A 14,088-nucleotide genomic window follows, 5' to 3' on the forward strand; every position below is an offset into this window, starting at 1 on the left:
ATGCTCCGGTTCGCCGTCAGCGGGTCCTCCAGACAGCCGCAGTGCCCGCAGTCGGCAGTCTTCTGGTAGGGCCAGGGTCGGCATGCGGGGACAGGGCCGCGACGTCGCCGCCGAAGCCCACCACGAGCGAGCCTTCCGGGGTCACGGTCAGCGCATGGTCTGGCGCGGGGAACACCAGCTCCCGGCCGATCTGCCGCCCGGCCGCCAGCTCCCACAGGCGCACCGTTCCATCCGAACCACCGGTGACGACCCTGAGTTCTCCACCGATCACCGCGGTCACCACCGCGGACACGGTGCCTTCGTGGCCGACCAGCCTGCTGACTTCCCGTCCCATGACCAGGTCCCACACGCGCACGGTGGCGTCGTGCCCTGCCGTGATCGCGTGGGCTCGGCTGCCGACGACCGCTGTCGCGACCGCCCACGCCTCGCCGTCGTGGCCCGGCAGGGGTTCCCCGACCGATTGTCCGGTGGTCAGGTCCCAATGCCAGACCGTGCCGCCGCTCGTACAGCCCACCGCATGGGGCCTGTCATCGATCACCAGCGTGTCGATGGCCATCAAGAAGTCGTCGTGCCCGGTGAGTTCGCCGACCTGTTCCCCACTGGCCAGGTCCCAGACCCGCACGGACACGTCGTCGTCGCTGGCGAGCGCACACGGTCGCCCCTGGACGACAGCCGTGCCCAGACACCACACCTCACCGTTGATCCCCGGCAGCTCGCCCGTCTGTTGTCGGGTGGCCAGGTCCCACGCGAGTACCGCCCAGTCACTGGCCGTGACGATGTACGGCCGACCGTCCACGACCTCCGTCGCCACCGCCCACACTCTGCCGTTGAGGTCGCTCATGGGTCCGCCGACCGGCTGGCCGGTCTCAAGGTCCCGCACCCGGACCGTCTGGTCCCCGCTGCCGGTGACCACGACGGGGCGGCCGTCCGCGAAGGTCGTCACTACCGTGTCAAGACCGCCGGTGTGACCGGACGGGTTCATCTGGAAGTGCGGGTCACTCTGCGCGCCGGTGGACCACAGCACCCGCCATGGCTCGGCTTCGACGTCCTCCACCGACACGGTGGCAATCCGTGCCGACAACTCCCGGTCCCCGTACCGAGCCGCGTCCAGGGCCAGCAGCTGCCGCCGCACCCACGGTGTCACGTCCCGGTGTACGTCCACCGACGCCCGGTAAACCGCAGCCATCAGTCGCGCATCGGAATCCGCATCGGAAGCAAGCAACCCCACAACCCGCTCCGGATCAGCGTTCACCAGCCATCGCAGGTCCGTCCACCACCCTTCCGCCCCCGATGCCGAAGCGGTCATGTGAACGTCGTCACTCATGGCCGAAACTCTAGTGATGCGGCCGGACAGGACGTCCGCCAGGTTGGATCAAGCTGCGCTCTTGAGAGGCCGTCCGCCCCGGCGGATGCCTTTCTCGCTGCGGATGCGGGCGCGTTCTCGGACGGTGCCCTCGTCGGCCTGCACCAGTTGGGCGATCACTGTTTCTGCCCTTCCTGGTCGGTCAGTCTGCGCACACGGACAGGCTCGGCCACCGCGCCTCCAGCGGTCGGATCAGACGTCTCTGCACGTCCAACCGCCATGACGTCCAACCCGGCGAACCGATGCGGTCAGAGCACTAGACGCAGGTACGTTCCGGTTGGACCGACCGGTCCTGGGGTTCCAGCAGATATCCCTTGCCCCAGGCGGTGCGGATGGAGAGGTGGACCGGGTCGAGGCGGCGGCGCAGCCGCATGATGTGCAGGTCCAGGGAGTTGCGGGTGGGGCTGCACTCCGCGGCGCCCGCCAGCCGCCGACGCAGTTCGTCGCGGTGGACGACGGCTTCGAAGCGCTCGACGAACAGGGCCATCAGTTCGGTCTGGGTGGTGGAGATGCTCACGGACCGGGTGTCGTAGTAGAGCGTGCCCGAGGCGTCCAGGACAGGGGTCCGGCGGCTGGTCGCGCGGTGCCGCAGGGCGGCGACCCGGGCATCCAGGTCGATACGGGATATCGGCGCGCGTACCCAGTCCTCGTGCGGATCGCTACAGAGCGGGGGTTCCGCGCCGCCCTCCACCACGAGCAGACAGGGAATTCCCTCTCTTTTACAGTAGTCACGTAAGTTCGCCTGTACAGGCCAGCGCACGAATCTGACACTACTGTTGGAGTTCCTGAACACCAAAGCTCCCCAGGGCAGGTCTCCGATCACGGCCACGGAACACTAGCAAGCGCGCCAATCCCGGACAAGAAGTGTTCGGGGCAACCGGACCGCGTTCGGCGTATGACCATCGCCGGCGAATTAGCCGGTCTCTTCCGGCACGGTGTCCAAGACTTCTGACGGGGCATCTGACGACGCGTCGGAGGAGGGGGCGGGCGGCGGCGGTGGTCCGGCCGCCTCGTGCCCGGTGTCCTGTCGACGGGACGCCCCGCCGGCACGCCGGCCGGAGTAGCGGGCCCGCAGGGGTGCGCTCGCGGCGGGCCCAGCGGTGAAGACGTGGTGCGCGGTGTCGACGCGCAGACCGGTGGCCCGGTCGACGACGACGGGTTCGACCTCGCGGCCGGTGCGCGCGTCGACCAGGATCATGCTGCGATCCTGCGGTGGCAGCCGCTCGTTCACCCAGGCGGCCATGGCCAGCAGCAACGGCCGCAGTGCGCGTCCGGGCCCGGTCAGCAGGTACTCGTCCGGCTCCTGTGTCCGGGGCGCCGACCGGCCGAGGTCGGGGTCGTTCGGGCGGGGCCGCTGGTCCTGCCCCGGGCAGGGGCGGCGGGTCATGAGCCCCTGCCGCACGAGGGTGTCGAGCCGGGCTGCCAGTACGTCGGGCGGGGTGCCCAGACTGGCCCGGAACTCCTCGGGACGGGTGAGTCCGTCGAAAGCGTCGTGTAGCAGTTCCAGTGTCCACCAGTCCCCGATGTGCTCGACGGTCGCCGCCAGTGGGCAGTCCTTGATCCGGGCCTTCATTTCCTCTCCCTCTGAATGTCGTGCTTTCCAGTGGAACGATCCGGCCGTGAATTTTGCCAGGCTTTCCGTTACAGCACCACACTGATCTCAGGAACCCAGCAGAAAAACAACGCAGGCACTCGGGGAAAGAGCTGCCGGGTATGAGAATGGGACTGGGACTGGGGCCTATTGATCCGAAGCGATTCAGGTTCGCGCTCACAGAAGTTTTTGATCATGTGGCTTTCGGTTCGGGTGGTCGCCCCAGGAGCTGGGCTTCGGTTCCGGGATGACCCACCGACACGTCCAACGCCCTTGTGAGGACCTGCAAGCCAGATGGGCGTTCGTTCACCGTCGCCGCGGGCGACGTGCTGATCCATCCCGAGCTGGTGGAGCAGGCGACGAAGGACGCCGAGGGGTCCGGCAGGGGGACCGCAGGGGATGCCCCGCACCGGAACAGGGTGTCGCCTTCCTCGGGCAACGCCCACCGTCGCCGCAGACGCGATCGACGGCAACGGTGAATGCGCTTCAATCGCTTTGGGCGCGCACCCCCTCGCCGTGGTCTGCGAAGCCGCAACCTCACGGGCTGGGCCGGTCCCGCCTTGCGCACCCTCAAAAATAGTCACTCTGACAATAATTCCTCGCTACCATCGCCCCTCATGAGCAACCGTCTGAGAAACCTCGCCACCGAGAACGAACGCGTGGCGACCACCGGCACCTACACCACCTCCACCGGCGCCCGGGTCTCCATAGCCCCTGCTCTCGCCGCCGCCCGCTCCGGGACCGTCTCCCACTCCCCCGCCTTCGCTCCGGCGCCCACCGGACCCTTCACCGGCCGGGCCGAGGTGACCGACGAGGACAGCCTGCGCGCCGCCCGCCGCCTCACCGACGAAAGCGTCGAACACCTCGCCGTCCTCAACTTCGCCTCAGCCCGGAACCCCGGCGGCGGTTACCTGCGCGGCGCCAAGGCACAGGAGGAAGACCTGTGCCGCACAGCCCTCCTCTACTCGTGCCTACTCGAAGCCCCCGACTACTACGCGGCCCATCGGGCATCCGCCGACCTCAACTACAGCCACCGGGTGATCTTCTCCCCACACGTACCGGTGATCCGCGACGGTTCCCACACCCTGCTCGACCAGACGTACCAGGTCTCCTTCCTGACCTCCCCCGCTCCCAACGCCGGCCAACTGACGCGGCATTCGACGGGCGAGAAGCCCGACCTCAGGGACACTCTCACCGAACGCGCCCGCCGCGTCCTCGGCGTGGCCGCCCACCACGGCGTGCGCGAACTCGTCCTCGGCGCCTGGGGCTGCGGCGTCTTCGGCAACGACCCGGCCGAGGTGGCGGACGCGTTCGCCAAAGCCCTGCACACCCACGGCGCCCCGTTCGCCCGAATCACCTTCGCCGTCTGGGACCGCTCGGCCGACTCCCCCAACCGCACCGCCTTCCGGGCCAGGTTCGCCGGCTGACGACGTTCCGCATCACCCGAATCGAAGAGGACGTGGCAGTTCGGACAGAGACACAGCAGGTTCTCGACCCCCGCGACCATCGCAGTGTCCAGCAAGTGCCCCATCAGCGGATACGGCTCATCAAGCCCATGAGACTTGCCCAGTAACCGAGCATCAACCATGTCTCCCCCCCCATACGCGCACGCCACGTCAGGCAATCCAGTAGACCGGCGCTCCAGCACAGGGGGGCCTACTCGTCCGCCGTGGAGTCACCTTCCAGCGCACCAAGACCTGGAAGGAATCCACCGACCCCGACCGCGAGGCGAAGCTGGACCGGATCGAGCACGTCCTGGACCGTTTCCCCGACCGGGTCTTCGCGTTCGACGAGTTCAGCCCACTCCCGACCCACCGCAGCCGAACGGAAGCACTCCGACCTGTTGCCGGCCACCTACCACCGCACCCATGGAGTCCGGTACTTCCACGGCTGCTACTCGGTCGGCGACGACATGTTGTGGGGCGTCGCCTGCCGCAAGAAAGGTGCCGCGAACACGCTGGCCGCACTCAAGTCGATCCCCGCCGCCCGGCCCGACGGCGCCCCCATCTACGTGATCCTGGACAACCTGTCCGCCCACAAAGGCACCGACATCCGCCACTGGGCTACAAAGCACAAGGTCGAGCTGTGCTTCACCCCGACCTACGCCTCTTGGGCCAACCCCATCGAGGCCCACTTCGGACCGCTGAGGCAGTGCAGACACGAGCCCTGCACGCCTATCTACGCTGGCGCAACGCCAACGCCCGCCACCGCGACGTCCCGGCCGCCGAACGCAAGGAACACGCCCGCATCCGAAGCGAGAAGGGCATCAGGCGGACGGCTCGATGTCCCCCGCGAAGACGATGACCTGGTCGATGAGGCTCTGCCGCAGATGGACGACGTCCGTTCCCGCCAGGCGGGGGCCTCCATCCGGCGTCGTGAAGACCCACTGGTACCGGGCCCACTCGTCCGGCATGTCCACCGCCGAACAGCGCACCATCGTGCCGGTCCCCGCGGGGTGGCGCCGGATGTCCAGCACGAACCGCTCGACCGCTTCGATCCCCTCACTGCGGCCCAACGGTCCCCAGAAGACCACGTCCGAGGTGAGGGCCTGGGAGAGCAGCACAGTCACATAGCTGTCGTCCGAGGCGTTGAACGCGGAGATGAACGTGTCGATCGCGGACCGCGCGGTCTCTTCCTGCATGCACCAGTCATACCACTCGCCTCGCGGACCGCGCTCGTCTCGTGAGCCGTCTCCCGACCACGGTGAACCATCCCGGTCACAGCACTAGCCGCGTACGGGACCGCAACGATGAACCTGGCCCCGCGCGGTCTGGAGCTGAAGACGCTCGATCCGTACCTCGCCGGGTGGTCCCGGCGCTCGGGCACTTCCCCGTACGGATGATCAGCAACGGCGCTGTCGACCGCACCGTCCACGGCTGGATCGCCGACGAACAGAGCCACTCAACCGTCAAGAACAGCCCGGCCGTCCTCGTCCGCGTGATGGAGCAGGCGGTCCGGGACGGGCTGATCACGGTCAACCCGGCCCGGGTCACCGGCTGGCAGCGCCAGTACAAACAGACCGAAGACGAACTCGACACCCCCCGCCCACGTCCTCCGCAAGATCGCCGGACACGGCTCCCAGCCCACCACCCAGCGCTACCTCCACCCCGACATGTCCCACATCACCGATACCGGCGCTGCCTCACGGCCCACCTCAACCCCGTCCGCGCACCCCAGCCTGGCCGCCCAGCCCGTCCCCGGAAGGCGCCGCTAGACCGCGTGGTCCCCAACTGGTCCCCAGGATCACCGTCCTGGCGACGAGGCGTGCTCTGGCATCTCTGGTCCCTGCAGGGTGGAGAAGGCGGATTGACCGGCGGACTGATGCTCCTATTGGGTGTCAAGCGGCGGTGAGCCAGTCGCGGTAGGTGTTGGCGAGGTTGTCGTCTCGGCGGATTCCGCGTTCGAGGGTGGAGATCGTGGCGGGCCAGACTCCGAAGTGGCGGGCCGCTGCGGTGAGGGTGATGTTCTTCGACTGCCGCAGGGGTCGCAGGTCTGCAATGCCTGGGATGGTGACCGTGGTGGTCAGACAGCGGAAGATCTCCCGGGCGATGGCCCGTTTCAGCAGCCGGATGATCTCCTTCTTGGTTCGGCCGGCGGCGGTCAGTCGTGCCACGTAGTCGCGGGTACGGGGATCGCTGGACATGCGGACCAGAGCGATGCGGTAGAGGGCGGCGTTGGCGGCCCGGTCGCCGCCTCGTGAGAGGCGGTGCCGCCTCGTGCGGCCGCTGGAGGCGGGGACGGGGGCGGCCGCAGAGGGCGGCGAAGGACGCCTCGGTCCGCAGGCGTTCGGGATTGCCTCCGGCTGTGACCAGCAGTTGGGCGGCGGTGTCGGGGCCGACGCCGTAGGCGGCCCGCAGGCCGGGGTTGTGGGCGGTGACCTCGCTGTCGAGGGCCCGGGTCAGGGTCTGGTGTTCGACGGTGAGTTGCTTGACGCGCCGGGCGAGGCTCTTCAGTGAGGTGAGGACCGCTGTGTGGACCGCGTCCCCGGCCGGTCGCAGCCGGGCCAGGGCGTCGGTCCGGTCGGCGCCCTTGAGCTGCCCGAACTTGGCGCGGATGCTCGCGGGTGCGGTGACGAGGATGTGGGTGATCTAGTTGAGGGCGGCGGTGCGGGCCTTGACGGTGGAGCGGGCGGCGTTGTGCAAAGCGCGTATGCCGGTGACGGTGTCGCCCTTGGGTGCGCTGGAGGCCCGTCCGGACAGTCCGGCGCAGGCGGCGGCGTAGGCGTCGATGGGGTCGGACTTGCCGATGCGGCGGCGTTCAGCCCGGTCGGGCCGGTTGACCTCCACGACGTCCAGGCCCGCTGAGCGGGCGGCGCGGGTGAAGCCTGCCCCGTAGGAGGCGGTGCCTTCCACGCCGATCGCCCTCACTTGGCCGTGGGCGTTCACGAAGGCCAGGGCCGCGGCGTATCCGGCGGCGGTGGTAGCGAACTCGGCGTCCGCGAGGTGGCCTCCGTTGTCGCTGATGACCGCGACGTGAATGGTGTCGGCATGGGCGTCGACCCCGCCGACCACATCCTGGTCCGTGGTGCCGTCCGCGACTGCTGATGCCGCCTTCCAGCCGAAGGTGGGCGCCGGCCGGGTGGCGCAGACAGGACATTTCATAAACGAAACGCCCAGCGAGAGGGTGTCTCACGTGGTGCGTTTCGCGAGCTTCTTGTAGCAGGTCAGGGTGGCGGCGAGACCGAGGACGGCAAGGACGTGCGAGCCCTTTCGTTCGTATCGGACGGTGAGGCGGCGGTAGCCGAAGAGCCAGGCGATCGACCGCTCGATCTTCCAGCGGTGCCGGCCGAGGCGTTCGCCGGACTCGATGCCGGGCCGTGCGATGCGCGCGACAAGCCCGCGCTCGCGCAGCCAGGCCAGGTGTTCCGCTCGGCGGTGGCGAGCCCGACCCGGGCGGTTCACTGCGAAGCAACGGAACCCCGGCTGCGTTCTGGTCGTCATCACGGGTGTCGGTCCTCTCCAGCAGCTGGGCCCGGCAGCCGCATAACAAGGAACCTCTGATGAAGCATGTACTGCCAGGTGGGCCCGATTCCTCTCGCATCGGCTTGGGTTCCCTGGCCCCGACGGGAGTCTCCACGATGAACGGGGCTTCGATGGCATCGGGTTGAACAGCTCCATTCCATGTGCGCAGGCCCTCGAAGACACCGGCGAGCCATCAATTACGGGCGCGTCGGCCGATGGCTTCGTGGTGCCGGGATTCGGTCTCGTTTTGCATTCCGAATCTCGTTTCGTATCCCGGTGACAGTTAGGCGTGTTCGAGAACTCCGAGCGCGAGCCGGGACGACCCCGAGATCCGGCCGTGTGGGGAACACTATGTTCTATCGTAGACCCAAGAAAGGAATGTGCGCATGGCAGACGCATTTGCCAGCGATGATGCGGCCGTTGACGACGGTCTTGCAAAGATCGTCACAGGCATGCTGGAGCGGGTCGACGACCTCGGCGACTCCCTGGCCGAGCTGATCGATTCGGCAGCTGGCGAGCATCGCCTTCCGTTGGAGGATCTGCACGCTTCCTGCCGCGCCGAATTGCGCAATGTGCTGCGAGCGTTAGCCGGTGAGGCTCCGCTGTACACCACCATCGGCGCCAGTACCGGGCGCAGGCTCGCCCAGAAGGACATGCCGGAGGCCGTCGTGGTGACCGGCTACCGCATGGGCTTCCGTCATATCTGGGAACTGCTGATAGCCGAGGCCGAGGCTACCGGCCTGGTGGACGACAAGGGCCTGGTCGCGGCGGCGTCCTCGATCTGGCGCTTCCAGGACATCATGATCGAGTCCGCGGTGTCCGGCTACCGCGCGGCCGCTACCGCGCGGATACGGACAGCCGCGCAGGAGCATTCGGCTTTGCTGGACGCCCTGCTGACCAATCGAAGCCTTGATCTCGGCATGTTGCAGGCGACCTTGGATGTGCTGCGCATGCCGCGGTACGGATGGTTCGCGGTACTGGTGGCGGAGCTGCCTTCGGCCGGCCCTCCCGCCCTCGCGCGGACCGAGGAGGCGCTGCGGCGGTCCGGGTTCCACTCGGTCTGGCACCTTCAGGCGGACGCCCAGGTCGGCATCATCCAGCTCGGCCGGCCCGGGCAGCTTGAGGAACTCGCCGAACTACTGGAGGGCGCCGTGACCCGCCGGGCCGGCCTCAGCCCGGTCTACGAGGACCTGTACCTCACCGGTGCTCACCGGTGGTGCGCCAGGGCCGCGATGCAGAGCAGGGGCCCGGGCGGACGTTCGGTGACCGTGTTCGACGACCACCTGGTGGCGGTCGCCGCAGCGGCGGTACCCGAGATCGGCCAGCGTCTGGCCGGCCACGTCTTCGGCCCTCTGGACGAGCTGCCGCAGGCGGAGCGCAAGGTGTTGATAGACGCGCTGGAGACCTGGATCGACTGCGGCGGCTCCGTCGAGGAAACCGCCAAACGCATGTACTGCCACCCCAATACCGTGCGCCTGCGCCTGCGCCGCATCCGCAAGCACACCGGCCGTTCCCCCGCCGATCCGAAGGACGTCGCCGAACTCTGCCTCGCGCTCTACGCACTCAGGCAGAAGCCCGCGGCGGCCGACCCCGCCCGCCGGGGGACGGCGCTCGCGGCCTCCCGGCAGAGAGGTCGCTGACCTCGTACCGAGGTGCCGTGAGCGACCGCGGCGAGCGGCTTCCGGCGCGTCGCGGTGCGCGACGGGCCGAGCCCTTGAGCGCGCGGCCGTCGACGACGGTGGCGCGACCGTCGGACCCGGAGGGCGACAGCGCCCGGTCGGGTTCGGTGGCGGCACCCTGCCGGTCGGCCAAGCGGGCGCCGACCATCCGAATTCGGCGCCTGGATCGTCTTCGACGATGGACCCGGACGACGTTGTGAAAAGCACACCGGCGGCGGAGCAGGACAGTGCCTCTTCACATTGACCGGAAAGACCGCAGCGGCGAACCTTGTATTCAAGTCACCGTGCCCGGATCAGTCGGCTCCCGACCCTTCCCCAAAAGCGGATGCGGCCGTACCACGTGGCGGAAACGATGTCACTTCTCAAGGAGAATCATTTTGGGCAGCGAATCGCAGGGCCGTGTGCGCGCAGCTACCTCGGTCACTGCCTTAGACCACATCAGGCTGGATGTAGTGGACATTGACATCGCCGAACGGTTTTATTTCGACGCACTCGGGCTCACCGGCGTCGTGCGCTACGATCTGACCGACCGGGTCATTTCACAGATGGCGCCGGACGGCAGGCCAGCAGGTGTAGAACTCTGGCAGGAACGAGATCTTGCGCCGAACCCGCACCCTACTCAGCACATCGCGTTTCGCGTCGCCGATGTTCCGGTGTTGGTGGAACATATTCGCGCACTCGGATACCGGGTCATCACCGAGCCATATCGAATCCATCAAGAGACGGTGGCATTCGTGGCCGACCCCGATGGTCACACTATTGAACTCAACGACTTCCTAGGACGCCCGATAGGAGGAGAATCGGTATGACGGCCGGGATTACGACCACTACGGATTACCTGAACCGGCTCATTTCTTCCCTGCGAGGGCTCGATGTGTCCCGGGTCTCGGACTGGGGATCACGGCTGGCCGAACTGGCCGGCAACGGTCAGCGTCTGCTGGTGGCCGGCAACGGCGGGTCCGCGGCGCAGGCCCAGCACCTGACAGCCGAGTTGGTGGGCCGGTTCCAGACGGAACGCCCGCCGATATCCGCGTTGGCGCTGCATGCCGAGACATCCTCAGTCACCGCGATCAGCAACGACTACGGCTACGAGCAGGTCTTCGCCCGGCAAGTCCGGGCACACGCGCGGCCGGGCGACATCGTGCTGCTCATGTCCGGCTCCGGCCGCAGTGCCAACCTGCTGCGTGCCGCGGAGGCCGCACGCGAGGTCGGCGCGGTGACGTGGGCGCTGACGGGACCCGCGCCCAATCCACTGGTCACGCTGGTGGACGAAGCGGTGACCGTGACGGCACAGGCGACATCCACGGCGCAGGAATGCCACCTCGTGGTGATCCACCTGATGTGCGCGGCCATGGACGACGCCATCGCCGCCAAGGGCTCCACCGCCGCAGACGCCGTGGGTTCCCACCCGTCCGCGCCGCTCTCTTCGTTGGCCGCCTCCTCGCCATCGGAGCCGGTCGAGGAGGGCCGACCGGCTGCGGCACCCGGAGTCCGCACGAACCTGGTGGTGGTCGGCGATGCGTTCCTCGACCGCGACCACACCGGCCGGGTGGAGCGGGTCGCCTCCGATGAACCGGCCCTGGTCGTGAGCGGTGGCACCACGCGCATGCGCCCCGGCGGTGCCGCACTGGCGGCCGTCATGAGCGCGAGACAGGACCACGCGGTCACCCTCGTCACCGCGTTGGGAGAGGACGCGGTGGGCGACCAACTGCGCACGCTGCTGGACGAAGCGCGAGTCGAGGTGGTCGATCTCGGGCTGGACGGCCCGACTGCGGTGAAGACGCGGATACGCGCCGCCGCGCGCACCCTGATGATGCTGGACGAGCACGATGTCTGCCCACCGATCGGGCGGGAGAGCGACACAGCGTTACCCGCGGCACGGCGCGTACTGACGGCTGCCGACGGCGTCCTGGTGTCCGACTACGGTCGAGGCGTCACCGCGCACACCGGCCTGCGTGACCTCCTCGCTGAGGCCGCTCGGCGCTCTCCGCTGGTCTGGGACCCGCATCCGCGCGGCGCGGTTCCGGTCGCCCATACCGCCGTCGTGACGCCGAACAGCCGGGAAGCCCGAGTCATCGCCTCCCGACCGGGCAGCGGCGCGTTGTCGGACGACGTCGAGGCGGCACGCGCGGTAGGGCGCGTGTGGGGGCCGGTCCAGGTGGTGCTCACCCGGCAGGAGCACGGGGCCGTCCTGCTCTCCGACGCGGATCTGCCGCCGCTGGTCGTGCCCGCGAAGGCTGCCGCGGGAGGGAAGGCCGACGCCTGCGGTGCCGGCGACTTCTTCGCCGGTCACCTCGCCGCCATGCTGGCCTGCGGTCAGTTGCCCAGCGAGGCAGTGGCATCGGCGGTGCGGGCGGCGTCGGAGTACGTCGCGGCGGGTGGCCCCAGGTCCTTGGCCCACCGGCCCGACAACGGCTCACCGACGACCGGGCCCTCGGGGGCCGGGCGCACGGCGGCAGTGCGCGGGGCCGTCGAGCTCGCCGAGGCGGTCCGGGCCAGGGGCGGCACCGTGGTTGCCGCGGGCGGGTGCTTCGACCTCTTGCACGTCGGGCACATCCGGCTGCTCGAACAGGCACGCCAACTGGGTGACTGCCTGATCGTCTGTCTGAACAGCGACGACTCGATGTCCCGGCTGAAAGGCCCGTCGCGCCCCGTCGTACCGGCGGCGCAGCGCTCTCTCGTGCTCGAAGCACTCGCTTCCGTGGACAGCGTGCTGGTGTTCGACGAGGACACGCCCGACGAGGCCATACGCGCGCTGCGACCCTCGATCTGGGTCAAGGGCGGCGACTACTCGGGGATAGGGATTCCCGAGAGCAAGCTGGTCGGTTCGCTGGGCGGACGAACCGTGGTCGTACCGTTCGTCGCCGGCTGGTCGACGTCGTCGCTGATCGAGTCGGCGCGGACCCGGTGACCGGCATGAGTCAGCGGAGCGTGCTGGTCACGGGAGCTGCCGGGTTCATCGGCCGACACGTGGCGCGGGCCTGTCTGGAAGCCGGATACCAGGTCACCGCGGTAGACCTCGCCACGCCGCCCTGCGACCTCCGCCGGGACACCGCCTTCCACACCGGTTCGTTCGACGACCCCGCGATTCTTCAGGCGGTGGCCGCAGGCCAGTTCACCGCGGTGGTGCACCTCGGCGCGATCAGCAGCACCGTCGAGGAGGACTGGCAGGCGCTGGAGCGAACGAACGTCACCGGACCCGCGGCACTGGCGGAGCGCTGCGAGCGAAGCGGCACGCGGTTCGTCTACGCGTCCTCGTTCAGCGTCTACGGTGGGATCACCGGTCGGCGGGCACTGCCGGAGACCGCACTGGGCTCCCCCGCGTGCTCCGGCCCGCTGAACGCCTACGCCCAGTCGAAGACCTTGTTCGACACGCACATGACCACGCGGTCCGGCATCCACGGAGGACCGGGATGGGCGGGCCTGCGGTTCACCAACGTCTTCGGCACCGGGGAACTGCACAAGGAGTCGATGGCCTCCATCATCGGCCAGCTCCTCCTCGCCACCGCGCGGCAGGAACCGCTCACGGTCTTCGCCGACACGTTGGAGGCGTGCCGGGACTACGTTCCCGTCGCCACGGTCGCGCGGACGTGCGTCCTGATGGCTGATCCCGCGGCGCCCTCCGGCATCTACAACCTCGGATCGGGCCATGCGGTCAGCTTCGCCGAGTTGCTCCACTGGTGTTCGGACTTCGCGGAGACACCACTGAACGTGCGGTTGGTCCCGAACCCCCACATCGGCCGGTATCAGTACTGGACCTGCGCCGACATGTCCGCTCTGGACAGAGCGCTCCCGGCACGGCCCCGTCCGGGTCTGGACGACCTGCGCAACGCCGCCCATGAGTTGTACCTGCATTTCGAGAACACAGGAAAACACGCTGAAAGCGCGGTCGCCGCGAGCATGGAGATCAAGTGAGTATTGACACGGTCGTGGTGGGCAGGGATCAACTGGATCTACTCATCCCCCTGATCGTCGAGCATCAGCGCGCCTGCGGAAGAGAGGTCGACCTCGCCATCACCCGCGCCTTCTTCGAGGGTGTCGTCGGAAATGATGCGAGTTTCCAGATCATCGCGATCGAAGAGGGCGTCGCTGTGGGATGCGTGATGGTCGATCCCATTCCGAACCTCCAGTTCGCGGACAATGTGGCGTACGTGCACGACGTGTACGTAACCGAGCCCCTCCGTGGTTTCCGAGGCATTGGAGCGATTCTAGTGGCCGCGGCGTTCGTGGAGGCGATGCGGCGGGGCTACGAGTACGCCGAAGGCGAGACCGAACCCGATAACACTCCCGCGCGGAAACTCTACGACCGCTTGGCGAAGAAAATGGGAGTCGGCTGCAAGGACGTGGGCTCGGTGCGCTACCTCCTGGATCTTCGCCCCGGCATCGAGCGCGCGCGGAACGAGCCCGAGTACCTGGACCGGCTCGCCAGCCCCCGGCTCCTGAGCCGCTTGAGTGCCCCGCCGGAAGCCGACGGACACTGACCAAGAAGGGCGC

Annotated in this window: 12 protein-coding genes and 4 pseudogenes; 7 read left to right on the forward strand and 9 right to left on the reverse strand. The window is 68.4% G+C overall.

Going from position 1 to position 14,088, the window contains the following annotated elements:
- Positions 1 to 16 precede the first annotated feature (16 nt).
- The 3 genes from ACFWIA_RS23940 to ACFWIA_RS23950 all read right to left on the reverse strand — a co-directional run bounded on the left by ACFWIA_RS23940 (position 17) and on the right by ACFWIA_RS23950 (position 2,936).
- The gene (locus ACFWIA_RS23940; RefSeq protein ID WP_387008329.1) at positions 17 to 1,186 is read right to left on the reverse strand and encodes a hypothetical protein; all 1,170 of its coding nucleotides are present in this window, start codon (positions 1,184 to 1,186) and stop codon (positions 17 to 19) included.
- Between the two features lie 433 nt (positions 1,187 to 1,619).
- A complete protein-coding gene (locus ACFWIA_RS23945; protein ID WP_387008331.1) occupies positions 1,620 to 2,057 on the reverse strand; it encodes a winged helix-turn-helix domain-containing protein in 438 nt (145 codons plus the stop codon).
- Positions 2,058 to 2,276: 219 nt separating this feature from the next.
- Positions 2,277 to 2,936 (reverse strand): winged helix-turn-helix transcriptional regulator, encoded by a 660-nt coding sequence (locus ACFWIA_RS23950; RefSeq protein ID WP_387008333.1) that lies wholly within the window; start codon positions 2,934 to 2,936, stop codon positions 2,277 to 2,279.
- A 635-nt stretch (positions 2,937 to 3,571) separates the two neighbouring features.
- Here ACFWIA_RS23950 and ACFWIA_RS23955 point away from each other — a divergent pair.
- On the forward strand, positions 3,572 to 4,381 hold the full coding sequence (locus tag ACFWIA_RS23955; protein ID WP_387008335.1) for a TIGR02452 family protein: 810 nt from the start codon (positions 3,572 to 3,574) through the stop codon (positions 4,379 to 4,381).
- Between the two features lie 14 nt (positions 4,382 to 4,395).
- Here the strand turns inward: ACFWIA_RS23955 and ACFWIA_RS23960 are convergent.
- A pseudogene (locus ACFWIA_RS23960) lies at positions 4,396 to 4,542 on the reverse strand (HNH endonuclease); the annotation flags it as partial.
- A gap of 62 nt (positions 4,543 to 4,604) precedes the next feature.
- Here ACFWIA_RS23960 and ACFWIA_RS23965 point away from each other — a divergent pair.
- Positions 4,605 to 5,258: pseudogene (locus ACFWIA_RS23965) on the forward strand (transposase); the annotation flags it as partial.
- Here the strand turns inward: ACFWIA_RS23965 and ACFWIA_RS23970 are convergent.
- The 5 genes and pseudogenes from ACFWIA_RS23970 to ACFWIA_RS23990 form a co-directional block, all read right to left on the reverse strand.
- Positions 5,221 to 5,595 (reverse strand): nuclear transport factor 2 family protein, encoded by a 375-nt coding sequence (locus ACFWIA_RS23970; protein WP_387008337.1) that lies wholly within the window; start codon positions 5,593 to 5,595, stop codon positions 5,221 to 5,223. The pseudogene ACFWIA_RS23965 and the gene ACFWIA_RS23970 sit on opposite strands and share 38 nt — an antisense overlap.
- A gap of 696 nt (positions 5,596 to 6,291) precedes the next feature.
- The gene (locus tag ACFWIA_RS23975; protein WP_387008339.1) at positions 6,292 to 6,597 is read right to left on the reverse strand and encodes a hypothetical protein; all 306 of its coding nucleotides are present in this window, start codon (positions 6,595 to 6,597) and stop codon (positions 6,292 to 6,294) included.
- 27 nt (positions 6,598 to 6,624) lie between these two features.
- Positions 6,625 to 6,747: pseudogene (locus ACFWIA_RS23980) on the reverse strand (hypothetical protein); the annotation flags it as partial.
- A gap of 295 nt (positions 6,748 to 7,042) precedes the next feature.
- Complete coding sequence (locus ACFWIA_RS23985; RefSeq protein WP_387008341.1) at positions 7,043 to 7,555, reverse strand: transposase; 513 nt, start codon at positions 7,553 to 7,555, stop codon at positions 7,043 to 7,045.
- A 27-nt stretch (positions 7,556 to 7,582) separates the two neighbouring features.
- Positions 7,583 to 7,783: pseudogene (locus ACFWIA_RS23990) on the reverse strand (transposase); the annotation flags it as partial.
- A 518-nt stretch (positions 7,784 to 8,301) separates the two neighbouring features.
- On the opposite strand from ACFWIA_RS23990, the gene ACFWIA_RS23995 reads away from it, so the two are divergent.
- The 5 genes from ACFWIA_RS23995 (at position 8,302) to ACFWIA_RS24015 (ending at position 14,075) form a co-directional block, all read left to right on the forward strand.
- Complete coding sequence (locus ACFWIA_RS23995) at positions 8,302 to 9,555, forward strand: PucR family transcriptional regulator (protein ID WP_387008343.1); 1,254 nt, start codon at positions 8,302 to 8,304, stop codon at positions 9,553 to 9,555.
- Between the two features lie 440 nt (positions 9,556 to 9,995).
- Positions 9,996 to 10,403, forward strand: a complete 408-nt coding sequence (locus tag ACFWIA_RS24000; RefSeq protein ID WP_387008416.1) for a VOC family protein — start codon at positions 9,996 to 9,998, stop codon at positions 10,401 to 10,403.
- Positions 10,400 to 12,505 carry a PfkB family carbohydrate kinase gene (locus ACFWIA_RS24005; protein WP_387008345.1) on the forward strand — a complete coding sequence of 702 codons (2,106 nt, stop codon included), beginning with the start codon at positions 10,400 to 10,402 and terminating at the stop codon, positions 12,503 to 12,505. The genes ACFWIA_RS24000 and ACFWIA_RS24005 overlap by 4 nt, the downstream gene beginning before the upstream one ends.
- A gap of 5 nt (positions 12,506 to 12,510) precedes the next feature.
- Positions 12,511 to 13,509 carry an NAD-dependent epimerase/dehydratase family protein gene (locus tag ACFWIA_RS24010; protein WP_387008347.1) on the forward strand — a complete coding sequence of 333 codons (999 nt, stop codon included), beginning with the start codon at positions 12,511 to 12,513 and terminating at the stop codon, positions 13,507 to 13,509.
- Positions 13,506 to 14,075, forward strand: coding sequence for a GNAT family N-acetyltransferase (locus ACFWIA_RS24015; RefSeq protein WP_387008349.1), 570 nt, complete (start codon positions 13,506 to 13,508; stop codon positions 14,073 to 14,075). The genes ACFWIA_RS24010 and ACFWIA_RS24015 overlap by 4 nt, the downstream gene beginning before the upstream one ends.
- Positions 14,076 to 14,088 lie beyond the last annotated feature (13 nt).

This window comes from Streptomyces sp. NPDC127068 (genome assembly GCF_042724695.1).
In the GTDB taxonomy this organism is placed as follows: domain Bacteria; phylum Actinomycetota; class Actinomycetes; order Streptomycetales; family Streptomycetaceae; genus Streptomyces.

Coding starts and splice junctions, on each gene's coding strand:
- ACFWIA_RS23985 (WP_387008341.1), bottom strand. CDS start 7,555: ATGAAATGTCCTGTCTGCGCCACCCGGCCGGCGCCCACCTTCGGCTGG.
- ACFWIA_RS23975 (WP_387008339.1), bottom strand. CDS start 6,597: ATGTCCAGCGATCCCCGTACCCGCGACTACGTGGCACGACTGACCGCC.
- ACFWIA_RS23950 (WP_387008333.1), bottom strand. CDS start 2,936: ATGAAGGCCCGGATCAAGGACTGCCCACTGGCGGCGACCGTCGAGCAC.
- ACFWIA_RS24010 (WP_387008347.1), top strand. CDS start 12,511: ATGAGTCAGCGGAGCGTGCTGGTCACGGGAGCTGCCGGGTTCATCGGC.
- ACFWIA_RS23970 (WP_387008337.1), bottom strand. CDS start 5,595: ATGCAGGAAGAGACCGCGCGGTCCGCGATCGACACGTTCATCTCCGCG.
- ACFWIA_RS23955 (WP_387008335.1), top strand. CDS start 3,572: ATGAGCAACCGTCTGAGAAACCTCGCCACCGAGAACGAACGCGTGGCG.
- ACFWIA_RS23995 (WP_387008343.1), top strand. CDS start 8,302: ATGGCAGACGCATTTGCCAGCGATGATGCGGCCGTTGACGACGGTCTT.
- ACFWIA_RS24005 (WP_387008345.1), top strand. CDS start 10,400: ATGACGGCCGGGATTACGACCACTACGGATTACCTGAACCGGCTCATT.
- ACFWIA_RS23940 (WP_387008329.1), bottom strand. CDS start 1,186: ATGGCTGCGGTTTACCGGGCGTCGGTGGACGTACACCGGGACGTGACA.